16 protein-coding genes and 1 pseudogene are annotated in these 25931 nt (G+C 68.6%); 13 read left to right on the top strand and 4 right to left on the bottom strand.

The annotated features are described in order from the left end of the window. Positions 1-269: 269 nt before the first annotated feature. The 8 genes and pseudogenes from QF035_RS08720 to yjfF all read left to right on the top strand — a co-directional run bounded on the left by QF035_RS08720 (position 270) and on the right by yjfF (position 10171). Complete coding sequence (locus tag QF035_RS08720; RefSeq protein WP_307519405.1) at positions 270-1313, top strand: alpha/beta hydrolase; 1044 nt, start codon at positions 270-272, stop codon at positions 1311-1313. Further along, a complete protein-coding gene (locus tag QF035_RS08715; protein ID WP_307519403.1) occupies positions 1298-2539 on the top strand; it encodes a glycosyltransferase in 1242 nt (413 codons plus the stop codon). The genes QF035_RS08720 and QF035_RS08715 overlap by 16 nt, the downstream gene beginning before the upstream one ends. Before the next feature lie 152 nt (positions 2540-2691). Beyond that, positions 2692-3334 (top strand): annotated as a pseudogene (locus tag QF035_RS56225) (IS5 family transposase); the annotation flags it as partial. Between the two features lie 765 nt (positions 3335-4099). Next, positions 4100-5146 (top strand): LacI family DNA-binding transcriptional regulator, encoded by a 1047-nt coding sequence (locus QF035_RS08700; RefSeq protein ID WP_307519398.1) that lies wholly within the window; start codon positions 4100-4102, stop codon positions 5144-5146. 156 nt (positions 5147-5302) lie between these two features. Beyond that, positions 5303-6313, top strand: coding sequence for an ABC transporter substrate-binding protein (locus QF035_RS08695; protein ID WP_307519396.1), 1011 nt, complete (start codon positions 5303-5305; stop codon positions 6311-6313). Between the two features lie 209 nt (positions 6314-6522). Continuing rightward, entirely contained in the window at positions 6523-8061 is a 1539-nt protein-coding gene (locus QF035_RS08690) for a sugar ABC transporter ATP-binding protein (protein WP_307519395.1), read from the top strand. Further along, positions 8058-9149 carry an ABC transporter permease gene (locus tag QF035_RS08685; RefSeq protein ID WP_307519394.1) on the top strand — a complete coding sequence of 364 codons (1092 nt, stop codon included), beginning with the start codon at positions 8058-8060 and terminating at the stop codon, positions 9147-9149. The genes QF035_RS08690 and QF035_RS08685 overlap by 4 nt, the downstream gene beginning before the upstream one ends. After that, positions 9149-10171, top strand: a complete 1023-nt coding sequence (gene yjfF, locus QF035_RS08680; protein WP_307519393.1) for a galactofuranose ABC transporter, permease protein YjfF — start codon at positions 9149-9151, stop codon at positions 10169-10171. Before QF035_RS08685 ends, yjfF begins: the two co-directional genes overlap by 1 nt. Positions 10172-10247: 76 nt before the next feature. On the opposite strand, the gene QF035_RS08675 is transcribed toward yjfF, so the two are convergent. Both QF035_RS08675 and QF035_RS08670 read right to left on the bottom strand, forming a co-directional pair. Then, complete coding sequence (locus tag QF035_RS08675; RefSeq protein ID WP_307519392.1) at positions 10248-11990, bottom strand: hypothetical protein; 1743 nt, start codon at positions 11988-11990, stop codon at positions 10248-10250. A gap of 136 nt (positions 11991-12126) precedes the next feature. Further along, on the bottom strand, positions 12127-17325 hold the full coding sequence (locus QF035_RS08670; protein ID WP_307519391.1) for a family 43 glycosylhydrolase: 5199 nt from the start codon (positions 17323-17325) through the stop codon (positions 12127-12129). 402 nt (positions 17326-17727) lie between these two features. Here QF035_RS08670 and QF035_RS08665 point away from each other — a divergent pair, with 402 nt between their 5' ends. After that, positions 17728-19164, top strand: a complete 1437-nt coding sequence (locus QF035_RS08665) for a family 43 glycosylhydrolase (protein WP_307530982.1) — start codon at positions 17728-17730, stop codon at positions 19162-19164. A gap of 72 nt (positions 19165-19236) precedes the next feature. Beyond that, positions 19237-20661, top strand: coding sequence for a family 43 glycosylhydrolase (locus tag QF035_RS08660; RefSeq protein WP_373466936.1), 1425 nt, complete (start codon positions 19237-19239; stop codon positions 20659-20661). Positions 20662-20771: 110 nt separating this feature from the next. Here the strand turns inward: QF035_RS08660 and QF035_RS08655 are convergent, their stop codons facing one another. Together QF035_RS08655 and QF035_RS08650 are read right to left on the bottom strand one after the other, a co-directional pair. Then, positions 20772-22202: a sensor histidine kinase gene (locus tag QF035_RS08655; protein ID WP_307519389.1), complete on the bottom strand. Its 1431-nt coding sequence runs from the start codon at positions 22200-22202 to the stop codon at positions 20772-20774. Next, positions 22199-22897 carry a response regulator transcription factor gene (locus QF035_RS08650; RefSeq protein ID WP_307519388.1) on the bottom strand — a complete coding sequence of 233 codons (699 nt, stop codon included), beginning with the start codon at positions 22895-22897 and terminating at the stop codon, positions 22199-22201. Before QF035_RS08650 ends, QF035_RS08655 begins: the two co-directional genes overlap by 4 nt. 153 nt (positions 22898-23050) lie before the next feature. Between QF035_RS08650 and QF035_RS08645 the strand changes: the two genes are divergently transcribed. From QF035_RS08645 to QF035_RS08635, 3 genes are read left to right on the top strand one after another with little or no spacing between them, the layout of a single operon-like run. After that, positions 23051-24391, top strand: coding sequence for a ferredoxin reductase family protein (locus tag QF035_RS08645; protein ID WP_307519386.1), 1341 nt, complete (start codon positions 23051-23053; stop codon positions 24389-24391). Between the two features lie 10 nt (positions 24392-24401). Continuing rightward, positions 24402-25118, top strand: a complete 717-nt coding sequence (locus QF035_RS08640) for an FMN-binding protein (RefSeq protein WP_307519385.1) — start codon at positions 24402-24404, stop codon at positions 25116-25118. Positions 25119-25141: 23 nt separating this feature from the next. Then, complete coding sequence (locus QF035_RS08635) at positions 25142-25888, top strand: FAD:protein FMN transferase (RefSeq protein WP_307530980.1); 747 nt, start codon at positions 25142-25144, stop codon at positions 25886-25888. Positions 25889-25931 lie beyond the last annotated feature (43 nt).

Raw genomic sequence — 25931 nt, 5'->3', positions numbered from 1 at the left:
GACGCTGACGGCTGGTTACCGGCGTCGGCGGCAGTACAGGAGTGTCGAGCACCTGAGGAGGTATCGCGACCCGCGGCCCCGGCTTGTCGCGCACGCCGCTCGCCGTCTCGTGACGACCGTCGCCCCCGTGGCCAAGCCCCCGGGAGCCGTGAGCCGCTCAGCACGGGCTGGGCCGTGCATCGTGTCAGCGGTCGGCCCCGGGGCTCCTCTCCGCTTCCGCCTGTGTCCCGTCGTCCGGGCTTCACCCGCCCCAAGGAGTTCCGCAGCCCATGCCATCCGCCCCCACACTGTTCACCGGCCGGGCACGACTCACCGGCCTGTCACTCCTTGCCTGTCTTTCGCTCCTCACACCGCTGGGCGGCACCGCGACAGCCGCGGCCACCAGTGGCCCGGACCATCGATCGTGGTCGTCCGACACCGGCGCCTGGATCACAGGCGTCAAGACCATCGACGAGCGCACGCTCGATCTGACCGTCCTGTCACGGGCCATGCGAAGCACCGTGCCGGTCCGTGTCATCCTCCCCAAAGGCTGGTACAGCGAGAGGAGACGCACGTTCCCCGTGGTGTACATGCTGCACGGTGGGGAGGACGACTACACCTCCTGGACGCGCGAGACGGACGTCGAGGTACTGGCCGAGAACTCCGGCGCACTCGTCGTGATGCCCGACGGCGGGAGATACGGGTACTACTCCGACTGGTACGCCGGCAGACCTCGCTGGGAGACGTTCCACACCAGCGAACTGGTCCGGCTCATGGAGAGCAGATTCCGGGCCAACTCCTCCCGGGCCGTCATCGGCCTGTCCATGGGGGGGTTCGGCGCGCTCAACTATGCGGCGCGTCACCGGGGAATGTTCCGGTACGCGGCCTCCATGAGCTCGTACGTCGACCTCAACGACCCCTTGGTGCGTTTCCTCCTCGACCTCGGCTCCCGCGGGGACGGAACCGATCTTCATGACATCTGGGGCGACCCGAAGGAACACGACGACATCTGGCAGACCCACAACCCGTCCGCCATGCCACGCGCTTTCCGGGGAACGAAGGTCCACCTGTCCACGGGAAACGGAACACCCGGCCCCCTGGACGACGGCAATCCGTCCGGTGTGACCCTTGTGGGCGCGCTCGCCGAAGCCGCACTCCCGGCATCGGTGAGCAAATTCGCCGAATCGCTCCGCTCGGTGGGCGTCGACGTCACGACGAACCTCTACGAACCCGGGACGCATTCCTGGCCGTACTGGGAGCGGGAACTGCACCGCATCTGGCCCACGGTGATGAAGGAACTGGATGGATCGAGGGGGGCATGGCCCGCACAGTAGTGATCTTCGCTGCGGGGTCGCGTGGCGACGTCCAGCCGTGCCTGGCGCTGGGCAGGGCACTGAGCCGTCAGGGCGATGCCGTCCGCCTGCTCGCCAGCGCCCGTTACCAGCAACTGATCACCGCGGCGGGACTGCAGTTCCACTCGCTCCCGGCGGACCCCACCGAGATCATCGAGTCGCCCGAAGGCCAGGAACTGCTGGCCGGCAGACGCAATCCGGCGGCCTTCATCCGCGGCATCAACCGGATCGTACGTCCCCTGTTCTCCCGCTTGCTCGCCGAGACCCAGGCCGGTGCGCAGGGAGCCGATCTCGTCCTTGCGCCCACATTCGGCTTTCTGGGCATCCACCTCAGCCAGTATCTGCGCGTCCCGCACGCGATCATCCATTTCCAGCCCAGCCAGCCCACGGGCGTGTTCCCCCACCCGTTCACGCCTACCGCACGCTTCCTCGGATCGCTCGGGAACCGTCTCAGTTTCGAGGCGGTCAACCTGGGATCGTGGCTGGTCTCCCGCCCGTTCATCAACGCCTGGCGCATGGAGAGCCTCGGTCTTCCCGCCCTCTCCCCGCTCGGCCCTTTACACCGAGTCCGCCATGCCCCCGTGCTGTGTGCCTTCAGCCCCACCGTCGTACCCCGGCCGACCGACTGGGGACCCAACGTCCACATGACCGGCTTCTGGCACCACGAACAGCCACTGTGGAAACCGCCACGGCGCCTGCTCGACTTCCTGGACGACGGACCCCCGCCCGTGTACGTGGGCTTCGGCAGCATGAGAACCTGCGACCCCGAGGCCACCGACCGCGTCGTACGCGCCGCACTGCGGCGCGCGGGACTGCGTGGTGTCCTGGCCGGAGATCCCGCCACGAGTGACGACGACATGCTCGTGGTCGGGGACACGCCCCACAGCTGGCTGTTCCCCCGTATGGCTGCGGTGGTCCATCACGGCGGTGCGGGCACCACCGCCTCGGCTCTGAGTTCTGGAGTGCCGTCCCTGGTCTGCCCGTTCTTCGGCGACCAGCCCTACTGGGCCGACCGGGTCCACAGCCTCGGAGTGGGGCCGAAGCCCTTGCCTTCCCGGCAGCTCACCGTCCCCGCTCTCGCCGGCCGCCTGCGAGCCGTCACGAGGGACAGCGGCCATGCTGAGGAGGCCCGCCGACTGGGCCGTGCGCTGACGGCCGAGGACGGGGTCGGGCGTGCATGCCGCATTCTGAACCGGCTTGTCGGGTGACCCAGCCGGCCACAGGACAGCCACGGGGCTCCACCTCCCCAGGTAGAGCTGAGTGCGCCAGGTCGGGCCTCGGGCCAAGATCCGGGCCGTTCCCGGATCATCAAGCCGCCACCCGCTCCTCAGCCGAAGCCAATTCGGATGAGCAGTGGTCGGTGCTGGAGCCGTTGTTGCCGGTCGTGGGGCTGGGGCGTCCGGCTCGCAACCGGCGGCAGTTGATCGACGGGGTGCGGTGGCGTGTGCGGACCGGTGTGCCGTGGCGGGACCTGCCGGTGGAGCATGGGCACTGGCAGACGGTCTACGGACTGTTCAGGCGCTGGCAGCGTGAGGGCGTGTGAGCCGGGATCCTGACTGCACTGCAGGCCCGGGCCGATGCTGCGGGCCTGATCACGTGGGAGGTGAACGTCGACTCCACGGTCTGCCGGGCCCATCAGCATGCCGCCGGTGCCCCGCCGGGACCCGGCCGGGCAGAAGGAACCGCCGGGCGGGACGCGGACCGAGCCGGACGATCACGGGCTGGGCCGCTCGCGCGGCGGATTCTCCACGAAGATCCATCTGACCTGCGAGCAGGGACAGAAGCCACTGTCGCTGCTGGTCACAGCGGGCCAGCGGGGCGACAGCCCGCAGTTCGAACCGGTCCTCAAAGCGATCCGGGTGCCCCGCACCGCCGGCGGACGCCCCCGGGTGCGTCCTTTGCGGGTACGGGGCGACAAGGCGTATTCCTCGCGAGCCAACCGCGCCTGCCTGCGCCGACGCGGAATCAGGTGCACGATCCCCGAGCCGGCCGACCAGATCCGGCGGTGATCCGTCCGGCACCTGCTGGTCTACGGCAGGCAGATACCCACGCTGTCACCACTGCCCTGGGGACCATTCGGGGACCACACGGTGCTCGCGACCCTGAACAGCACGCTCGGGGATGCACGTCCTGCACCCTGGTTCTGCTTGATATGTGCAGGTAATTCCTATGGCCCTCACTCCTGGGGGTCAAGGGGTCGCAGGTTCAAATCCTGTCGTCCCGACAGAGCGAAGGGTCTTCGCAGGCGAGAGCCTGTGAGGGCCCTTTTCGCGTGCGGGTGTTGTGCCGATGCTCAGCATCGGCGGGGGAGAGGCGCGTACCTCTGGCTGGAACCGGTCATCATCAACGTCCGATATTTCGTTCGTGGTTCGAAGTTTCGGTGCTGAAAATAGAGCCGTGCCGGAAGCGCGTCAAGACCCTTGCCATGAACCCGTGTTGTGGGCCGCCGGCCCGACACCGCGTGCTTCCGCCGCGTTACTCAAACGTGACGTCCTCCTGCTGTTCGAACCCTTGACCGGCATGAATTGTTAGCGCTCACAATGACCTCCGCAATCACCGGCCGACTTCCAGGGAGGTACGACCATGGCGTTCGCGACGCCCCAGCTCGCCTCCGTGGCAACTGCCGTGGTCGTGGAGCTCCCGCCCGGAGAGTTACCCGGCTGTCCGGCGGACCGGTTGCCGTTGTCGCGGGCCGGGCCCCAGCGCCCGGAGACGTCCACGGGTGCCACAGAAATCTTCCGGTATACGACCGCCAAGGAGGTGCGGCCATGGCACAATCGCAGCTTCGGCCGCCCACCATGGCCGATGTCGCGCGACTGGCGGGCGTGTCCCACCAGACTGTTTCCCGTGTGCTGGGGGATCACCCCAACGTGCGGGACGAGACACGGGCCAGGGTGCTGCACGCGATCGAGGAAATGGGCTACCGCCGCAACTCCTCCGCACGAGCCCTGGTCACACGACGCACTCGGACCCTGGGAGTCGTCGCCTCCGACACGACGCTCTACGGTCCGGCCAGCACCCTCTTCGCACTCGAAGAGGCCGCGCGCGCCGAGGGCTACCTCGTCTCCACTGTCAGCCTGCGCAAGCTGACCGTCGGGACGCTGTCCGAAGCCCTGGACCACCTCAGTGAGGGCGGGGTGGAGGGAGTCGTCGCCATCGCCCCGCAGCGGTCGGCGGTCGAGGCCCTCGCCGAACTCCGCCATCCGTTCCCGGTGGTGACCGTGGGCAGTGGACCGGGCGTGGGGATCCCCTGCGTCAACGTGGACCAGCACATGGGCGCACGGCTGGCCACCGGTCATCTGCTGGCCGCCGGCCACCGTACGGTCTGGCACCTCGCCGGACCCGAGGACTGGCAGGAGGCGGCCGACCGGGCCGCCGGCTGGCGGGCGACCCTCGAAGAGGCCGGTGTCGAACCGCCGATGTCCCTGCGCGGGGACTGGAGTCCGCTGTCGGGCTACCGGGCGGGCCAGGAACTGGCCGGCTGGGTGGGCCGGGGGCTGACCGCGGTCTTCGTCGCCAACGACCAGATGGCACTGGGGGTGTTGCGGGCCCTTCGGGAAGCGGGCGTGCGAACTCCCCAGGACGTCGCGGTGGTCGGCTTCGACGACATACCGGAGTCGGAGTTCTTCGCCCCACCGCTCACCACCGTCCGGCAGGACTTCTCGGCGGTGGGCAAACGGAGCATCGCCCTGCTCCTGGACCTGATCGAGGGCCGTGACCCGGCCGGGACACCCCGGTTCGCCATCGAGCCCCAACTCGTGGTCCGCGCAAGCACTTTCCCGTACACCGCGGACCCGGGCGCAGCACCCACCTGACACCGCGCACAGCACCCCCCGGCCGATTTTCACCGCATCTGTATGGCCGATATGTCGAACAATGATCGACAGGCTGGACGAGGGCAGCCTGTCCCGGCGAGTAGCAAGGCGTACCAGCAGGTCCCCCAGGGACCGGCTCTTCAAAGGAGAAGACACATGCTCAACAGAAGGAACTTCCTCACCGCGGCGGTCGGCGTGGCGGCGGCGGGCGGCCTGGCGGCCTGTGCCAAGGAGGACGAGGGCAGCTCGAGTTCCTCCGCCGGCGGCAGCGGTGGCAAGAAGATCACCCTCGGCTTCGCACAGGTCGGCTCGGAGAGCGGCTGGCGCACCGCCAACACCAAGTCGGTCAAGGCGGCGGCCAAGGACGCCGGTTACACCCTCAAGTTCTCCGACGCGCAGCAGAAGCAGGAGAACCAGATCTCGGCGATCCGCAGCTACATCGCGCAGAAGGTGAACGTCATCGCCTTCTCGCCGGTGGTCGTCACCGGCTGGGACGCGGTGCTCAAGGAGGCCAAGACCGCGAAGATCCCGGTCATCCTCACCGACCGCTCGATCGAGACGTCCGACGACTCCCTGTACGTCTCCTTCATAGGCTCCGACTTCACCGACGAGGGCCGACGCGCGGGCAAGATGCTGGAGACGGTTCTCGAGAAGGCCGGCCACAAGGGTGCGGTGAAGATCGCCCAGCTGGAGGGCACCACCGGCGCCGCCCCCGCGCTCGAACGCGCCAAGGGCTTCAAGGAAATCATGGAGGCCGACCACAAGGACGACTGGAAGATCGTCGTCAGCCAGACCGGCGACTTCACCAGGGCAGGCGGCAAGCAGGTCATGGCGGCCTTCCTGCAGTCCAACCCGGACATCAACGTGCTCTACGCGCACAACGACGACATGGCTCTCGGCGCCATCCAGTCCATCGAGGCGGCCGGCAAGAAGCCCGGCAAGGACATCCTGATCATCTCGGTCGACGGTGTGAAGGACGGCTTCGTCGCGATGTCCGAGGGCAAGATCAACGGCATCGTCGAGTGCAACCCGCTGCTCGGCCCCCAGCTGATGGAGCTCGTGAAGAAGGTCAACGACGGCGAGACGGTCGAGCGCCGTATCAAGACCAAGGAGGGCGACTTCCTGCAGGAGCAGGCCAAGGACGCGCTCCCGACCCGCAAGTACTGACCCACGGGTGCCGACCCGCAGGTACTGACCTTCGGGTGCCGATCCGCAGTCACTGATCCGCGGGTGCCGATCCGCACGTACGGATCCGCGGGCGTCGGCCCGCACGTACTGACCGACCGCACCCACCGCCAGGGAGCCTCCCTCCGGCCGAAGACCTCGGCCCAGGGGGCTCCCTGCGGGACTGAACGAAATCCATGAGGAGCGCTGCCATGGCAGAGCCGCTGCCCGTCCTGGAGATGACGGGCATAGTCAAAGAGTTTCCGGGGGTACGGGCTCTGTCGGGTGTCGACTTCCGGCTCTTCCCCGGCGAGATCCACGCACTGCTCGGCGAGAACGGCGCCGGCAAGTCCACCCTCATCAAGGTGCTGACCGGGGTCCACTCCCTGGACGGCGGCACCATCACCCTCAACGGCACGAACGTACGGTTCGCCAGCCCGTCGCAGGCGCAGCAGGCCGGCGTCAGCACGGTCTACCAGGAGGTCAACCTCTGCCCCAACCTGTCGGTGGCGGAGAACATCTTCATCGGGCGCGAGCCCACCCGCTTCGGCCGCATCCAGTGGAAGCGGCTGCGCCGTGAGGCCGCCGAGCTGGTCGACCGGCTCGGCCTCGACATCGACGTCACCGCGCCCCTGTCCTCGTACCCGCTGGCCGTGCAGCAACTGGTCGCGATCGTACGGTCGGTGGGCACCGGAGACGCCGACGGTCAGGGGGCGGGCACCAAGGTGCTCATTCTCGACGAGCCGACCTCCAGCCTCGACCGCGACGAGGTCCTCGAACTCTTCGCCCTGATGCGGCGGTTGAAGGACGAAGGCGTCGCGATCCTCTTCGTGTCGCACTTCCTCGACCAGATCTACGAGGTCTGCGACCGGATGACCGTCCTGCGCAACGGCACCCTGGTCGGCGAGCACATGGTCCGCGACCTCGACCAGGTCGGCCTCGTCCAGCTGATGATCGGCAAGGCCCTGGACCAGCTTGAGGAACTGCACGACCAGCAACTCCACTCCGACGTGGGCGAACCGCTGCTCCAGGCGGACGGCCTCGGCCGCGTCGGCGGCATCGCCCCCTTCGACCTGGAGATCAAGAAGGGCGAGGTCATCGGACTCGCCGGTCTCCTCGGATCGGGCCGCACCGAACTCGCCCGGCTGCTCTTCGGCGCCGACCACCCCGACAGCGGCAAGCTGACCATCGGCGGCAAGCAGGTCTCGATGAGCGCCCCGAACGACGCGATCGCCGCGGGCGTCGCGTTCTGCTCGGAGAACCGCAAGACCGAGGGCCTCGTACCGGACCTGACGGTGCGGGAGAACATCATCCTCGCCCTGCAGGCCTCCCGCGGCTGGACCCGGCCCATCCCCATCGCCCAGCGCGACGAACTCGTCGCCAAGTACATCAAGGCCCTGGACATCAGGCCCGCCAACCCCGAGGCCAGGGTCGGCCAGCTCAGCGGCGGCAACCAGCAGAAGGTGCTGCTCGCCCGCTGGCTGATCACCCAGCCCAAACTGCTGATCCTGGACGAGCCGACGCGCGGCATCGACATCGGCGCGAAGGCCGAGATCCAGAAACTCGTGGTCTCGCTCTCCGAGGAGGGCATGGCCGTGCTGTACATCGCGGCCGAGCTGGAGGAGGTCCTGCGGCTCAGCCACACCATCGGAGTGCTGCGCGACCGCAAGCTGGTGGCGCAGCTCGCCAACGGGCCCGAGATCACCACCACCCGGATCCTGGAGACCATCGCGAGCGGAGAGCACCAGTGACCACCACTCCCCGATGGCGAGCGCTGACACACCATCACCTGTTCTGGCCGGTCGCCGTGCTGGTCATCCTGCTGCTCGTCAACGTTCCCTTCACACCCGACTTCTTCGCGATCAAGATGACGGACGGCCACCTCTACGGCAGCCTCGTCTCGATCGTCCTGTTCGGCTCGCCCCTCATCCTGGTCGCGGTCGGCATGACCCTGGTCATCGCCACCGGCGGCATCGACCTCTCCGTCGGCGCCGTGGTCGCCATCACCGGCGCCCTGACCTGTTCGTACATCAGCGACCAGGCCGACCAGAGCGCCCTGTCCGGGGTGTTCCTGGCCCTGGGCATCGGACTGGTGGCCGCGATCGTCTGCGGCCTCTGGAACGGCTTCCTGGTCGCCAGGATGGGCATCCAGCCGATCATCGCCACGCTGATCATCATGGTCGCCGGCCGCGGTGTCGCCCAGCTGATCACCGACGGGCAGATCATCACCGTCAACAGCGAGCCGTACAAGCTGATCGGCGGCGGCTACTGGCTGACGCTGCCCTTCTCCATCTTCATCGTGGCCGCCGTCGTGGCCGTCACCGTGGTGATCACCCGCCGCACGGCCCTCGGCCTGCTCGTCGAGTCCGTCGGCGGCAACGCCGAGGCCAGCCGCCTGGTCGGCATCAGGTCCATGCGGATCAAGATCATGGTGTACGTGTTCTGCGCGCTGTGCGCCGGTATCGCGGGCCTGATGATCAGCTCCAACACCTCGGCCGCGGACGGCAACAACGCCGGTCTGTGGATCGAGCTCGACGCGATCCTCGCCGTGGTCATCGGCGGTACGTCGCTGCTCGGCGGCCGGTTCTCCATCGGCGGCACGGTCGTCGGCGCCCTCGTCATCCAGACCCTGACCACCACGATCTACACCATCGGTGTGCCGACCCAGACCAACCTGGTCTTCAAGGCCGCCGTCGTCATCATCGTCTGCCTGATGCAGTCGCCGAAGTTCCGCGCCAAGGTGTTCGGCGCGAAGCTCGGCGGCAAGCAGGCCGCGGCACCGGCACCGGCGGAGACCGCCCCGGCGGCCGAGGCCTCCCCCAAGATGGAGGTGTCGTGATGAGCACGACCACCCAGCGGCCGACGGCGGCGGACAGCCGTACGACCAGCAAGGCCGCGCGCGTACTCGGCGACCGGCGGCTGCCCGTCCTGGTGACGGCCGGTCTCTTCCTCGTGATGTACGCCGTCGGCCTGAGCCGGTACCAGAACTACGGGTTCGCCGAAGCGCAGGTCTTCCTCAACCTGTTCATCGACAACAGCTATCTGCTGGTCGCAGCCGTCGGCGCCACCTTCGTCATCCTGTCCGGCGGCATCGACCTGTCGGTCGGCTCCGTCATCGGCTTCACCACCATGTTCACGGCATGGCTGGTGGAACGTCAGGGCCTGCCGATCGTGGTCGTCATCCCCATGGCGCTCGCCGTGGGAGCCTTCGGCGGCTTCCTGATGGGCTATGTGATCCAGAACTTCGAGATCCAGCCCTTCATCGTGACCCTCGCCGGCCTCTTCCTCTTCCGGGGCCTGTGCCTGGTCATCAGCAAGGAGTCCATCTCCATCGGCGACTCCTCCGTGAGCAGCATGGCCCAGACACAGGTGTCACTGGGAGGCGCCTTCCTCTCCATCGGGGCCATCGTGGCGCTGGTGGTGCTGGCCGCGGCGTTCTACGTCCTGCACTACACGCGCTTCGGACGTCGGGTGTACGCCATCGGCGGCAACGAGCAGTCGGCCCTGCTGATGGGCCTTCCGCAGGGCGGCACCAAGATCGCCGTGTACACGATGAGCGGTTTCTGCTCGGCGCTCGCCGGACTCCTCTTCACCCTCTACATCCAGTCCGGCGACCCCCTGCACGCCACCGGCATGGAGCTCGACGCGATCGCCGCGGTCGTCATCGGGGGCACGCTCCTCACGGGCGGCTCCGGCTATGTGATCGGCACCCTCTTCGGCGTCCTCGTCCTCGGCCTCATCAAGAGCCTCATCCAGTTCGAGGGCACACTGAGCTCGTGGTGGACGAAGATCGCGACGGGTGTGCTGCTGTGCGCGTTCATCCTGATCCAGCGGGCGATGACGTCCCGCCGCAAGACCTGACCCACCGTTCACTCCTCGCCTTCGGGCCCGCCCGGAAACACTCGGGGCGGGCCCTTGGCGTGCGTGGCGGGCCGAGTCAGGACAACGGCGGCAGCTCCCCGCCACGGTGGCCCGAGTCGTCCGAGGCCAGCGTCTCCTTGATGGCGCCGAAGAGTGACCGCCGCGCCACGACCTGAGCGCCCCGCATGTCCGCGAGCGGCTCGGGGCGATCGCCGAAACCGGCGGGCAGCGGGGGCAGCCCGAGCAACGTGAACGTCTCCCCGATGTGCTGCAGTGGTGCCCCGGTGCCGCGGAGGGCGGCGGTGAGCGGCCGGTGGTCAGCCAAGCCGTAGCAAGCCGCCAGTGCTGTCGCCCGCTTGGCCGCCTCCTCCTGCGTCGGCATCTCGGCCGGGTCGGTCCACCAGACATGGGCGGTCAGCTCCCGGCCGTCGCGGTACAGGCGGAGCGTGTAGTCGGCTCCCTCCTTCGCCACCACGAGGACCGGCCATGTCTCACCCCTGCTGAACGCGCGGGCGAGCCGGGGCAGTTCGCCCTCGCCCAGCAGCGTCCTGCGCATGCCCTTGCGGCGGGCCGGCGGATCGGCCGAGGGTGCGGTCTCCACCAGGGTGCTGCCCCGGGGTGCCGGGGCAAGGCGCATGGTCGTACCGGTGATCAGGACCGCCTCGCGGACCTCGCTCATCCGGGCACCGACGACTGCCAGGGCCATGGCCGTGGCCGCGGGTACGGTCGCGGTCGTGCCCGGCGCCAGGGTTTCTGACGGGGCCTCGGCCACCGGGGAGGGGATGGAACCGCCGAAGTACGGGGTGGATGTGGAGACTTGGACGCGGACCCCCTTGCGCAGGAGGAGGAAGATCTCCCGGGCGTCGCCGAGGTACGCCCAGGGGAAGGTGCGCGCGTCGGTGCCGATGAGCCGGAAGGTCTCCAGGGCCTCGTGGTGGCGCTCGCAGCGGATCAGCGCGAGGGCGAGATGGTTGCGGAACTTCGCGGCCTGCCGGTCGCCCGGCCCGTACGCGGCGGAGAGTTCGAGACCCGCCTCGACGAGGGCCTCGATACGGGACCAGGCCACCGGCCCCTGGCCCATCCCCGCGTCGTGGTCCAGCGCGTACTCGGTGACCGCCTGCAGGGGCAGACCGCGCAGCAACGAGCCCTCGGGCGCAGCGGCGGCGGCCGACTCCGCGAAGTCGAACATCTCGGCATGCGAGCCGTACCACTTCTGTGCCAGGTACTGCACCGCACGGGTGTGCAGGCCGAGGTCGTGCGGGTCGCAGTCCCTGCCCCGTGCCAGGTACTCGTCGAAGACGTCGCGGGGCCCGCCCAGTCCCATGGCATGGCCGATGAGGATCCGCCAGGGAACGGGGTCGCCCGGGTTCAGATCGGCGGCCGTCCGCAGTACCGGCGTGGCGTCGTTCAGGAGGGTGCGGAACGCGTGGAACTGCTCCTGTGACACATGGCGGGCGCGTGCCGCCGTACGGATCTCCCAGGCGCGGTCGATCTCCAATTCGGCGAGTACCAGGGCCAGATCGGGGTCGCCGGGCCGTGCGCGGTTCCAGTCGTCCAGCCACCCGTGGTGGTGCAACGCGAGTTCGGCGAGACCGGCGCTGAACAGGCCGCGCCGGTACCAGCCCCCGGCGGAGCGAGTCTCCGCCAGCAGAGTCGCGGCAGGCTCCCAGGTCCCGGACCTCGCGGCGGAGAGCACGGCACGGAGCGCGTCGTCCGGGGCATCCACCTCCACCGCGCCGTCCTCGGGGAGCCCTTCGCCGGTGGTCGCGAAATGACGGAGCATCCGAGGCAGCGCCAGCACGCCCGGCAACTTGGCCACAGCAGTCCTTCCCCCAGCGGTCCGGGGACCGCACACATGTGATCGTCGACAACGTGGACGCACCCTACCGAGGGAGCGGCGCCCGGGCTCACGAGCCAGGGCGCCGCTCCCTCGGTGGTATGTCAGCCGCCAGACCTCAGCCGAGCACGATGCCGTAAGCCTTCGAACCGGTGCGGTTGTCGTAGATCACGTCGCCCGTGGACTTCTTCCAGATCCTGATGCGGTAGGTGTCGGGGGAGTCGGTGATGGTGATGCGGAAGGCGTATCCGCTGGTGCCGTTGACCGTGCCCGAGCCCTGGTACTGGGCTTCGGAGCGGGTGACGACCAGCCAGTCCGAGTCGGTGGAGCGGAACTTCACCTTGCCGGCCGCGAAGTCGAAGGTCGCGTTGCCGCTGGGCACGGTGTCCTTCGCCTTCTTGTACGCGGCGCCGAAGGAGAAGCCCGCAAGACCGGTCAGCGAGGGCTTCGCCGGGTAGGCGCCCGCCGGGGAGGAGATGACTCCGACGCCGGCGATCGGACCGGCCGCACGGTCGTAGACGACCAGTTCGGGCAGCTGGATGCTGTCCTTGCCGCCGTCGTCGTCGGTGACGGTGAGCACCGGACGGTGGATGCCCGCCTTCTTGTACGTGTGTGTGGCCTCGCAGCCGGTGGAGGTGACCGTGCCCGTGGTCGGCTCGGTGCCGTCCTTCCAGTCGACCTTGCACGTCTGGGTGTCGTCGGACCCCAGGTCGGTGAACAGGGCCTTGACGGCCGCGCTCTTGCCGACGGACACCGCCGAGGCGGGACCCGTCGACGACGTGATCACCGGCGCCGCGTTGTCCACAGTCACGGTGAGCGTGTCACTGCTGCGGCCCCCGGCCAGCGTCACCTCGTACGTACCGTCGTCGGCGCAGGTGACCGAGGTGAGGACGGCGTCGGGGTCGGCGAAGGTGCAGGGAGCTCCGCTCTCGACCGTCCACCGGGGCTTGCCCGCCCCGGAGATCGTGCCGGTGACCGGGATCGCGCTCCCCTCGGTGCCCATCGCGTCCGGACCCGCCCGGACGATGGTGACCGGGTCGATGCTCGACAGCGTCGGGACGACCTTCTTGATCAGCCCGTCGGCGTCGAACTCCAGCTTGTCGATGGTGGTTTCGCGGTTCGTGCCGTCACCGCCCGGGATGGCGAAACGGTGGTAGGCGATGTACCAGTCGTCGGTGTTCGGCACCTTGACCACCGAGTGGTGGCCGGGGCCCTTGATGCCCAGGGACAGGTCCTTCTCCAGGATCACGCCCCGCTTGGTCCAGGGGCCCGTGGGCGAGGAGCCGGTCGCGTAGGCGACGCGGTAGTTCTCGTCCCGGGTGTCGTTCTCCGACCACATGAAGTAGTAGGTGCCCTTGCGCTTGATGACGAAGGTGCCCTCGTTGTAGCCGCTGGGAGTCATGTCGGTGACCTTCGACGTGTCGAAGGAGACCATGTCGTCGTTCAGCGGGACGGCGTACGCCCTGCCGTTGCCCCAGTAGAGGTACGGCGTGCCGTCGTCGTCCGTGAACACCGCCGGGTCGATCATCTGGCCCGGATACTGGCCCGCCTTCAGCAACGGCTTGCCCAGCGCGTCCTTGAACGGGCCGGTGGGCGAGTCGGACACCGCGACACCGATGTTCGCGTCGGCGCAGAAGTAGAAGTAGTACTTGCCGTTCCGTTCCTCGATCGCCGGCGCCCAGGCCCTGCTGTCGGCCCAGCCGACGTCCGGACCGAGGTCGAGGATGACGCCGTGGTCCGTCCAGTGGACCAGGTCCTTCGACGAGTACGCCTTGAACTGCGTGCCGCTCCAGCCCGGGAAGCCGTCGGTGGTCGGGTAGATGTAGAAGGTGTCGCCGAACCTCGTGATGTTCGGGTCGGCGTTGAGCCCCGGCAGTACAGGGCTCTTCATCTCCAGGGCCCGGACCGTCCAGGTGCGCTTCTTGCCGTCCGAGCCGGTGACCTCGTACGTCACGGGCTCGGTGAAGTCGTGGAGCGAGCCGGACGCGGGGCTGATCGACGCCCCGTGGGCGAGCCCGAACTCCGGTGCCAGCGCGGTGAGATCACTGCCCTCGGCCAGCGGGAGAGTGACCTTGCTGTCCGCGTCGTCGATGATCGCGTCGACCTTGAGCGCGGGGTGGGTCGCCGTGGCGATGCCCGTGGTGTTCCCGCTCAGCTCCAGGACCTCGGTGGGCGACAGGGCCCGGTTGTAGATCCGGAAGTCGTCGACCTCGCCGCCGAAGTACGGGTCGGGGGAGTACATGGACCGGCCGATGTAACCGGAGTAGCCCTTCGACGCGTCGTACAGCTCGGACGGCTTGATGGTGACGCCGGTCGCCCGGGCCGCTTCGACGCCGTCCACGTAGAGGACCGCGGTCTCGGTCGCGCCGTTCACGGTCACGGTGACGTGCTGCCACTTACCGGGTGTGAGCTGCGAGCCGCCGGTCATCTGCTTCTCGCCCGACCAAGTGGCCTTGGTGATCGCCGAGAACAGCTTGCCGCCGCCGTTGGACGGAGTGGCGAAGAGGTACTTGTCGCTGTCCGGGCCAAGACCGAAGAGCCACTGGAAGTTGTCCCCGCCCTTCCACTTGGCGTACGTGGAGACGGTGACGCTGTCGGCACCCTTCAGCACGCCGTTGGGGATCCTGACGTACGGGGAGGAGGTCGAACTGCTCGAACCGCCGGACATCTTGAACGAGCCGCCGTCCACGCCGGTCCCGAAGTCGGGCGTACGGACGTAGGTGCCGTGGTAGCCGTGGCCGCTGGAGTCACGGGCGATGCTGCCGCCCGTCTCGTCGAAGCCGTAGTGCAGGACCAGGTCTGCGGGCACGTCGGGGCCCTGAGCCGAGACCGTGACCTCGGCCTCGACCCTGAGCGCGGCACCGTCGGGCAGGCTGCCCTTCACGGTGAAGGTGCCGGCCTGCGCGTACTCCGAGGCGGGGACGTCTTCCCAGGTGACGGAGACGGGCCGCTTGACGCCGTCGGCGTAGTCGGCGATGACCGTCCCCGGCAGGACCGGGGCGTCACCGATGCGCGTCGTTACTTTGACGTCCTCGACCGACTCGACGATCTGGTCCGGCTGGTACGCCTTCAGCAGCCGGTCGTACTCGGCCTGCGTGACCGGAAGTACCGTGCCGTGGCGCGGTTTTGACGGAAGGTCATATCCGGTGGACGGCGTCCAGTTGCCGGAGGCGAGGTTCGTCGTCTCGAAGGGGATGTAGCCGCGGCCGCCGAACTCGTCGAGGAACGCGTACCACTTCTCCTCGGTGTTGGACTTGAACACCAGCGGTCCCTCGGCGGCGCTCATCGCGCCCTTGCCGATGCCCTCGGCTACGAAGTCCCAGGACTCGTCGAGGATCGAGTCGCTCTTCTCCTGGAAGATGAACTTGCTGTTGGGAGTCGACGAGGAGTTGTTCCGCTCGTCCTTCGACAGCCGGTAGTAGGTGTCACCCTGCTTGATCATCGTGGAGTCGATGACCGAGTAGCCCCGGTCGATCCACACCTTGGGCTCGCTGAAGGTACGGAAGTCGCGGGTCGTCGCGTACATCATGCGGTTGTACGTGTCGCCCGAGTGCTCGGCGTTGTCGTACAGCTTCGACGCCCAGAAGACGACGTACGAGCCGAGCTTCTCGTCGTAGAACGCCTCGGGCGCCCAGGTGTTGCCGGCCGAGTCGGGCGAGACCTTGACCAGGCGCTGGTCGGTCCAGTGGACCAGGTCGGTGGACTCCCAGACCATGATGGACTTGCTGCCGGTGCGCTGGGACGCGTCCCAGTTGCCGTTGCCGTAGATCCGCAGGTCGGTGGCTATCTGGTAGAACTTGTCGCCCTCGGGGGAGCGGATGATGAACGGGTCGCGCAGGCCCTTCTCGCCGAGCGTGGAGGTCAGGACGGGCTTGCCGTCGTTCAACTCCCGCCATTTCAACGGGTCGTCGCCCTTGCTGAGGGCCGCGTAGAGCTGCTCGCCGTCCGAGGTGCCCTCGCCGGTGAAGTAGCTGAACATGTAGCCCTTGAGGGGCGCCTCGGCGGGGAGTTCGGGCACCTTCGCGGTCAGGACACGGGTCGCCTCCGCGTCGCCCTTGGTGACGGTCGCGGTCAGCTCGACGGTGGTGCCGCCGTCGCCGTGCGCCGGGCGGTGGACGATGCCGTCGGCGGAGACGACGTCCGGCTTCGCGGAGGTCCAGCCGACCTTCGTGCCGTACGAACCGGTCGACGGCAGAGTGATGTTGCCGCGCACGTCGTCGAGGCTGTCCACCTTCAGCGCCTCGGCGGCCTGTTCGGTGGCCGTGTCGTCGTCGAACGCGGGCGGGACCGTGATGTCGAAGGTCTTGGTGCCGGTCACCGAGCCCTTCTTCAGGGTCGCGGTGAGCGTGGCGTGGCCGTCCGGTTCGCCGGCGGCGGGGCGGGTGACGGCACCGGAGTCCGACACCACCGAGGGGGTGTCGGACTTCCAGCTGATGGCGGAGCCGCCCGCGGTGCCCGTGGTCGGCAGGGTCACGTCCGCGACGACGGCGCTCGTGTCGCCGAGGGTGAGGGCGGCCTTGTCGTCGGCGACACCCTGAGTGGCGACGGGGAGGGAGAGCTGCTCGACCTCCGAGCCGGCCAACGCCCGGTCGTAGACCCGGAAGTCGCGGATGCTGCCCTTGAAGAGCTTGTCGCCCGGGTACACCGATTTGCCGATGTAGTTGGCGGTCGTGGTGCCGGAGCCGATGGAGCCGGGAGTGATGGTGACCGCGGTGTTGCGGGCCACCTCGATGCCGTCCTCGTACAGGACACCGGTGTTGCCGGTCTGGGTGTACGTGACCTGCTTCCACACGGCACGGGTCATGGCGCGGGCGGGGGAGGGCTGGGTGGTCTGTTCCGTCGACCAGTTGCCGGAGGCGATGGAGGTCCGGAAGGTGCTGCCGGTGGTGAAGAGGTAGCCGTTGCCCGCGGAGCCGCTCGTGTTGCCGAACCCGTAGATGAAGTATGGGGTGTTCTGCGCGGAGTCGACCTTCACGTCCATCGAGACGGAGATCGAGTTCATGCCGCTCATGACGTTGTCCGGCACCTTGACGTAGGTGTCGGAGCCGTTGAACGAGAGCCCCTCGCCGGTGTCGGACCAGGTGGCGGCGCCGTTCACCGTGCCGGTCCGGCCGTTGCCGGAGGCGTCGGCCACCGTGGTGCCGGAGGCGGCGTCGAGCTTGTACCAGAGGGCCAGGCCGTCGGTGATGTCCGCGCTCTCGGCCGCGCTGGCGGGGGCGACGGGCCCGGCGAGTCCGAGGAGCAGTGAGGCCGCGGTCAGTCCCGCGAGCCCTCCTGCCCAACGTCTCGTACGGCTACGGGGTCTCGCGGGTTGCATCGTTTCAACTTCCTCTGCTGAGACATGCCGGAAGGAAAGGACCGCGAGGTCTCAGCAGCGGGCTCGTGCCGTTTCGCGTGTGTGACGTCGCGTTGCGAGAGTGTGAAGCGGTGTGAACGGGGGCGTCAAGAGGTTCCGAACAATGTCCGACAGGTCGAACGATGAGGAGCTTTGTGCAACACCCGTAAGTCCGTGTGGCGTTCGTGGTTTTACGTCACGGAAAGCCGACCGGAACCAAACGCGTCAGAAACGTTGACGCCTACCTCGTGCGTACTTATCTTCTGGTCGAAGTTACGCACGCTGTACGGGATTTCGAACATCGCGCATGTCGTGCTCATCGGAAGGGGATCCGCCGTGTTCCGTGCCCGTCACTGGTGCACCCTCGTGGCAGCGCTGCTCGTGATGCTCGCCTCCGTCGCCACGCAGCCCGCCACGGCCGCGGAGGGGCGGCCGTACACGAACCCCGTCAAGGCGCAGAAGGGCGCCGACCCCTGGCTGGAGTACTACAACGGCAACTACTACCTGGTCACCACGTCGTTCACCGGTGTGCTGACCATGCGGAAGTCGCCGACCCTGGCCGGTCTGTCGGTGGCCCCCAGTGTCCAGGTGTGGAGTGACACCACCTCGACCCGCAACACCAACTTCTGGGCCCCCGAACTGCACTTCTTCGACGGGCACTGGTACCTGTACTACTCCGCCGGGCAGGGCGGAGTCGCCTGCTGCGACTCCCAGCGCACGTACGTCCTGGAGAGCGCGGGCACCGATCCGATGGGCCCGTACAGCTTCAAGAACCAGCTCACGGGCTCCAACCTCACCCCCGGCGGCTGGCTCATCGACGCCAGCGTCCTGAAGCAGGGCAACAACCTGTACCTGGTCGGCAGCGGCTTCATCAACGGCAGTACGCAGAGCCTGGTCATCGCGCCGATGAGCAACCCGTACACGCTGAGCAGTTCCACCTTCAGCGTCATCTCCAGCCCCACGCTGAGCTGGGAGACCTCCGGCGGCGCCGTCAACGAGGGGCCCGAGCCGCTGTACCACGACGGCCGCACCTTCCTCACCTTCTCCGCCAGCCACTGCCAGACCGCGGACTACAAGCTCGGCCAGCTCGAACTGACCGGCACCAACCCGCTGTTGGCGTCCTCCTGGACGAAGAAGCAGACCCCGGTCTTCCAGCGCAATGACGCGGCGGGTGTCTACGGCCCCGGCCACAACGGCTTCTTCACCTCGCCCGACGGCACCGAGAACTGGATCGTCTACCACGGCAACAACACCGCGAACGGCGGCTGCGGCAACGGCCGGACGACCCGCGCCCAGAAGTTCACCTGGAACGCGGACGGCACGCCCAACTTCGGCACCCCGGTCGCCCTCGGAACCACCCTTCCCGGCCCGTCCGGCGAGACCGCGGCGACCCCGACGGCGTACACGCTGGTGAACCGCAACAGCGGCAAGTGCCTGGACGTGGCCGGCGGCAGTACCGCGGACGGCGCCAACATCTTCCAGTGGACCTGCACCGGCGGCGCCAACCAGAAGTGGCGGATCGAGGACCAGGGCAACGACACCAGCCGACTGGTCAACGTGGCCACCGGCAAGGTCATGGACACCGCAGGCTGCGCCGCCGCCGACGGAACCGACATCGCCCAGTGGTCCTGGCTGAACAACAACTGCCAGAAGTACCGCCTCGTGTACACGGCCACCGGCGACTACGTGCGGATCGTCAACGAGAGCACCGGCAAGGTCGCCGACGTCGCCAACTGCGGTACTGGCGACGGCGTCGACGTACGCCAGTGGACCTGGCTCAACAACACCTGCCAGCAGTGGCAGTTCAAGCCCACGACGTGACCGGCGCGTTCGACGTGATTTGACGCATTCGACGTGATCGAGAGGAACTCAGTGAGACGCACGATCGCAAGGGTGGTCACGGCGCTGCTCGTCACCCTGGCCGCCCTGACCTCCGGCATCGCCGAGGCCGCCGCCCCCGCCTCGCCGGCCGTCACCTTCACCAACCCGATCGCCGAACAGCGCGCCGACCCGCACATCTTCAAACACACCGACGGCTACTACTACTTCACCGCCACCGTGCCCGCGTACGACAGGATCGTCATGCGGCGGGCCACCACCCTCCAGGGGCTGTCCACCGCCGCCGAGACGACGATCTGGACGAAGCACGCCAGCGGTGACATGGGCGCGCACATCTGGGCGCCGGAGATCCACTTCATCGACGGCAAGTGGTACGTCTACTTCGCCGCCGGTGCCACCAACGACATCTGGAAGATCCGGCCGTACGTCCTGGAGACCAGCGCCGCCAACCCGCTGACCGGGACCTGGACCGAGAAGGGCCGTATCGCCCTGCCGCTGGACACCTTCTCGCTCGACGCGACGACCTTCACCGTCGGCGGCACCCGCTATCTGAGCTGGGCGCAGAACGACCCGGCGGTCGGCACCGGAACCAGCATCTACCTCGCCCCGATGTCCAACCCATGGACCATCAGCGGCACTCCGGCGCGCATCTCCACCCCCACGCTGTCCTGGGAGACCGTCGGTCACCGCGTCAACGAAGGACCGGCCGTCATCCAGCGGAACGGCAAGGTCTTCATGACCTTCTCGGCCAGTGCCACCGACGCCAACTACTGCCTCGGCCTGCTGACCGCCAATGCCACCGCCGACCTGATGAACCCGGCCTCCTGGACGAAGACCCAGACTCCGGTCTTCAAGAGCAACGACGCGACCGGCCAGTACGGCCCGGGCCACAACACCTTCACCACGTCCGAGGACGGAAAGTCCGACGTCCTCGTCTACCACGACCGCAACTACAAGGACATCAGCGGCGATCCGCTCAACGACCCCAACCGCCGTACGCGCTACCAGAAGCTGTACTGGAACGCCGACGGCACGCCCAACCTCGGCATCCCGGTGGCCGACGGCGTCACCCCGGTCCGCTTCTCCTCGTACAACTTCCCCGACCGGTTCATCCGGCACTGGGAGTACCGGGCGAAGATCGAGCCGAACGTCACCAACCTCGCGGACTCCCAGTTCCGTGTCGTGACCGGCCTGGCCGGTACCGGGACCGTCTCCCTGGAGTCGGCGAACTTCCCGGGGTACTACCTCCGCCACCGGAGCAACGGTGAGGTGTGGGTGGACAAGAGTGACGGGAGTACGGCCTTCAAGGGCGATGCGAGCTTCTATCGGCGGGCGGGGCTGGCCGATGCGTCGGCGGGGGTTTCGTTCGAGTCGTACAACGTGGCGGGCAGCTATGTCCGGCACTACAACTATCTGCTGGTGACGCAGCCGGCCGATACGACGACGGCGAAGGCTGACGCCACGTTTTACGCCGAGTAGGCGGAGGGCTCGCCCCGTGGGGCGCCGGGTGCGGGTCGGCTGTGGCTGGTCGCGCCCACGCGGCGGAGCCGCTCAATGTCACAGCCCCGCGCCCCTTCGGGGCGCCCGAGCTAGGGGGCGAAGGGAAGCCTCATCGTGAACGTTGTCGCGCCCGGGCCGCTTGTCAGGGTGATGGTGCCGCCGTGGGCCTGGACCAGGGAGCGGGCGACCGCCAGGCCGAGGCCGCTGCCTCCGCGGTCTCGGCTGCGGGCCTTGTCGATGCGGAAGAAGCGGTCGAAGACGCGCTCCTGGTCGGCGGCCGGGATGCCGGGACCGGAGTCGGTGACCCGGACGATCGCCGCGCCGGACTCGACGGACACCTCCACGGACACCTCCGTACCGGCGGGGGTGTGGACGGCGGCGTTCGTGAGGAGGTTGTCCAGGACCTGCCGGATGCGCAGGGCGTCGAGGCGCAGCCGCACCGGACCGGGACCGGCCGTCACGGCCAGCGGATGGTCCGGGCGGGCCGCGCGGAAGGCTTCCGCGGCCTGGCGCACCAGCTCCGCGAGATCCGCGTCCTCCAGCCGAACCGGCGCCTCCACCTCGGCGGCGTCCAGCCGGGCGAGCAGCAGCAGGTCGTCCAGGAGGATGCCCATCCTGGCCGCCTCGGCACGCAGCCGGGCCAGGTGCTTCTCCCGTTCCTCGGGCTCGTTGGCCGCCGCGTACTGGAAGAGGTCCGCGTAGCCGCGTACCGACATCAGGGGCGTGCGCAGCTCGTGCGAGGCGTCCGCGACGAACCGGCGCAGCCGCTGCTCGGCCTCCGTGCGGACGGCCAGTGAGTCGTCGATGTGCTCCAGCATGGTGTTGAAGGCGGTGCGCAGTTCCTCGACCTCCGGGCCGCCGTTCCCGCGGTCGGCGCGCACGGGAAGCCGCGCCGAGTCGGTGAAGTCGTGCGAGGTGATGCCCCGCGCCGTGTGCGCCATGTCGCTGAGCGGCTTCAGGCCCCGCCGCAGCACCGCACGGCCGAACACCACGAGCCCGACCAGCGCGAGGGCGAACGCGACGACCTGGACCGTGGCCAGCTGGTCCATGGTGTCCTCGATGTCGTCCATGGGCGCCGCGGTGACCAGGACCACCCCGGGTTCGGCCTCGCAGGCACGCAGCCGGTACGTTCCCTTCCCCTTGATGTGCGCGGTGCGGAAGAGCGGGTCGTGGCCCGAGGCCTGGAGCGCCTCGGCGACGGTGGCGAGCTCGTCGGCGTCCGCCGGTACGTCCGCGGGCTTGCGGAGGACGGCAGAGTCGGCCGAGACCTCGTAGGAGGCGGTGTACCAGCCGTAGTACGGCTTGCCCTGCACGGTGCCGTACGCCGTGACGTCCTTGGACTGGGTGATCTGGACGAGCTTCATCTGGTCGTTGAGCTGGCGTTCCAGATAGCCCCGCATGTACATCGACAGCGACGCCCCGACGACGGCGAACACGACCAGCGAGAGCACGCCCATGCCGAGGGCCAGCCGGGTGCCCAGCCGCAGCCTGCGGTAGGTCTCCCTGAAGCGACGGATCACTCGGCGACCTGCCGCACCACGTATCCGACGCCCCGAACGGTGTGGATGAGCGGCGCCTCGTCCTCGTCGCTGCCGTCGAGCTTGCGGCGCAGCCTGCTGATGACCAGCTCCACCACGTTCGACCGGCCGCCGAAGCCGTACTCCCAGACATGGTCGAGGATCTGCGCCTTGGTGAGCACGGTCGGCGACTTCCGCATCAGATAGCGGAGCACCTCGTACTCGGTCGGGGTGAGCGTCAGCAGCCGGTCACCGCGGCGCACCTCGCGGGTGTCCTCGTCCATGGTCAGGTCCGCGACACTGAGCACCGACCGCTGGAAGGCCGGTCCCGCGCTGCGGCGCAGCACGGTCCGCAGCCGGGCCATGAGCTCCTCCACCGCGAACGGCTTCACCAGGTAGTCGTCACCGCCCCTGGTCAGGCCCGCGACCCGGTCCGCCACGCCGTCCCGGGCGGTCAGGAACACCACGGGCACCATCGTTCCGGACAGCCGCAGCCGGTCGAGCACGGCGAAGCCGTCGAGCCCGGGCAGCATCAGGTCGAGCACCACGATGTCCGGATGGAAGTCCGCGGCCCGGTGCAGCGCCTCCTCGCCGGAGTTCGCGGTCACCGCCTCCCAGCCCTCGTAGCGGGCGACCGTCGCGACCAGGTCGGCGATGGGCGGGTCGTCGTCCACAACGAGAAGTCGTACTTTTTCCACGTGCCCATAGTGCTTCACGCGCCTCCCGACGCCATAGCCACGGGCCTGTCTACTTCATATCGATAAACACTTGAAAGTTGACCGACAGGAAAACGACAGCACTCGGCAGGCAGGCTCGGAGTCCCAGGACCCGATCAAGGAGTTGCCGACCCCGTGACTACTGTCCAGACGACCGTTCCGCCACCTTCCGCGGCTGTACGCCCCAAGGTGGTGGCCCGCGCCGGCCTGTACGGCGTGCTGGCCGTGAACGTAGCCGTGGTGACCGTGTTCTTCGTCCAGGCCGGGTTCGCCTCGAACGCCCTCATCGTCATGGGCCGGCTCCTCGGCCTGTACGGCGCGCTCCTGATGGCCTTCCAACTGCTGCTGGTCGCCCGGCTGCCGTGGCTCGACCGCCGCATCGGCATGGACCGGCTGACCTCCTGGCACCGCTGGGTCGGCTTCGGCCTGCTCTGGACGCTGCTGGGCCACGCCGTGTTCATCACCTTCGGCTACGCCGACTCCTCCGGCATGGACCCGGTGAGCCAGCTCGTGGACCTCGCCGAGACCGTCGAGGGCGTGCTGCGCGCCGTCGTCGCGCTGGTGCTGATCCTCGTGATCGGCGGCGTCTCGGCCCGCTACGCCCGCCGAAGGCTGGCCTACGAGACGTGGCACTTCATCCACCTCTACACGTATGTCGCGGTCGTGCTGGCCTTCACGCACCAGGTCGCGGTGGGTACGACCTTCACCGCGTCGTCCTTCGCCACGGCGTACTGGTACGGCGTGTGGGGCGTGGCGCTCGGCGCGGTCGTCTTGGGCCGGCTGGTGCTGCCGCTGTGGCGGAACATGCGCCACCAGCTGCGGGTCTCGGCCGTGGTCCCCGAGTCCGACAGTGTCGTGTCGATCTACATGACGGGGCGCGACCTGGACCGGCTGCCGGCGCGCGCGGGCCAGTTCTTCCTGTGGCGGTTCCTGACCAAGGACCGGTGGTGGCAGGCCAACCCGTTCTCGCTGTCGGCGGCGCCGGACGGCCGGACGCTGCGGCTCACCGCCAAGACGGCGGGTGACGGCACCGCGGGCCTGCGGCACCTGAAGGTCGGTACGCGGGTCTTCGCCGAGGGCCCGTACGGCGCCTTCACCGCGATGCACCGCACCCGGCCGGAGTCCGTGCTCATCGCCGGCGGTGTGGGCGTCACCCCCATCCGGGCCCTGCTGGAGGAGGTGCAAGGGCACGCGGTGGTCATCTACCGGGTGTCCACGGACCGGGAAGCGGTCCTCTACGACGAGCTGCGGGAGCTCGCCCAGGCCAAGGGCGCCGAGCTGCACCTCGTGTCCGGGCCGGTCAGCCCCGACAAGCTGGCGCCGCACGAGCTCGTACGGCTCGTGCCGGACATCGGTGACCGGGACGTCTTCCTGTGCGGACCGCCTCCGATGATGAACGCGGTGCTGGGCAGCCTGCGCGAGCTGAACGTGCCCAAGCAGCAGATCCACTTCGAGCGCTTCAGCCTGGCGGGATGAGAGAGACACCGTGAAACGAGCCATTCCTGTCCTGGTCCTGACCGTCGCGGGTCTGATCCCGGTCTGGCGCTACGCGCCCTCGACCGACACGTCGTCCACCACGGAGGTCGCCGAACCCGCCTCGACACCTTCCACGTCCTCCTCGGGGGGTACCTCGAACCAGGTCGTCGCCGGTTCGACCATCAAGACCGAGAAGGGTCCCGTCCAGGTCGAGGTGACCTTCGACGGCGACAAGATCAGCTCCGTACGGATGCTGCAGCAGCCGAACCACCCGCAGACGAAGGCCGCGGTCCCGAAGCTGATCGCGGAGACGCTCACCGCGCAGAGCGCCGACATCGACGCGGTGTCCGGCGCCACGATCACCAGTGAGGGGTACGTCGAGTCCCTCCAGGCGGCCATCGACGCGAAGCCGGCATCTTCCTCGTCCTCTTCGTCCTCCTCCTCGTCCTCGCCGTCCGCCTCGGCCGCCTCCCAGGTCGTCGCGGGTTCGGCTGTCGGCACCGAGAAGGGCACCGTGCAGGTGGAGGTGACCTTCGAGGGCGACAAGATCGACGCGGTACGGATGCTGCAGCAGCCGAACCACCCGCAGACGAAGGCCGCCGTGCCGAAGCTGATCGCGGAGACGCTGGAGGCGCAGAGTTCCGACATCGACGCCGTCTCGGGCGCCACGATCACGAGCGAGGGGTACGTCGAGTCCCTCCAGGCCGCCATCGACGCGAAGGGCTGATCGCGATGTCGACGGCCGAGGAAGTGCGCCGGGTCGAGCACATCATGGGGCTGCCGATCTCCCTGCGGATCGACGACGGTGACGCTGACGGGGGTGACCCCGCAGGGAGCGCGTCCGTGGCCGCGGACCGGGTGTTCGCGTGGCTGCGCGAGGTCGACGCGCGGTTCAGCCCGTTCATCGCCGACAGCGAGGTGTCCCGGCTGGGCCGGGGAGAGCTCGAGTCCCACGAGCTGAGCCCGGACCTCGTCGAGGTGCTCGACCTGTGCGAGGAGTACCGGGTCGCGAGCGGGGGCGCGTTCCAGGTGCGGCTGCCCGGCCGCGGACTCGACCCCTGCGCGATGGTCAAGGGCTGGGCGGTGCAGCGGGCGGCCGAGCTGCTGCTCGCCGAGGGCGTGACGACGTTCTGCCTGAACGCCGGCGGCGATGTGGTCTCCGCCGGCCGTCCGTGGCGGGTGGGCGTGCGTCACCCGGAACAGGCCGACCGGCTGTGCACGGTCCTGGAGATCACCGACGGCGCGGTGGCGACCTCCGGGCGCTACGAGCGCGGTGACCACATCCTCGACGGCCGCACCGGCCGTCCGGCGACCGGACTGCTCAGCCTGACCGTCGTGGCCCCGTCCCTGACCGAGGCGGACGCGACGGCGACCGCGGCGTTCGCGATGGGCGCGGACGGGATCGACTGGGCCGCCGCGCGCGAAGGCTGCGAGGTGTTCGCCGTGGACGCCGAGCGCCGCGTCCTCCGCACGTCGGGGTTCCCTGTCGCTGCCTGAGCGCGGGAGACCCCTCGTACGAACTCCTGAGGGCCCTGGTATC

The organism is Streptomyces umbrinus (assembly GCF_030817415.1).
Taxonomy (GTDB): Bacteria; Actinomycetota; Actinomycetes; order Streptomycetales; family Streptomycetaceae; genus Streptomyces; species Streptomyces umbrinus_A.
Note: the sequence above shows the minus strand (reverse complement) of the source record. Positions and strands in the feature narration are given on the sequence as shown.

Excerpts from the sequence above, each read along its gene's own strand:
- QF035_RS08695 (WP_307519396.1), top strand. The coding sequence starts at position 5,303 with ATGCTCAACAGAAGGAACTTCCTCACCGCGGCGGTCGGCGTGGCGGCG.
- QF035_RS08715 (WP_307519403.1), top strand. The coding sequence starts at position 1,298 with ATGGCCCGCACAGTAGTGATCTTCGCTGCGGGGTCGCGTGGCGACGTC.
- QF035_RS08700 (WP_307519398.1), top strand. The coding sequence starts at position 4,100 with ATGGCACAATCGCAGCTTCGGCCGCCCACCATGGCCGATGTCGCGCGA.
- yjfF (WP_307519393.1), top strand. The coding sequence starts at position 9,149 with ATGAGCACGACCACCCAGCGGCCGACGGCGGCGGACAGCCGTACGACC.
- QF035_RS08690 (WP_307519395.1), top strand. The coding sequence starts at position 6,523 with ATGGCAGAGCCGCTGCCCGTCCTGGAGATGACGGGCATAGTCAAAGAG.
- QF035_RS08670 (WP_307519391.1), bottom strand. The coding sequence starts at position 17,325 with ATGCAACCCGCGAGACCCCGTAGCCGTACGAGACGTTGGGCAGGAGGG.
- QF035_RS08665 (WP_307530982.1), top strand. The coding sequence starts at position 17,728 with ATGCTCGCCTCCGTCGCCACGCAGCCCGCCACGGCCGCGGAGGGGCGG.
- QF035_RS08720 (WP_307519405.1), top strand. The coding sequence starts at position 270 with ATGCCATCCGCCCCCACACTGTTCACCGGCCGGGCACGACTCACCGGC.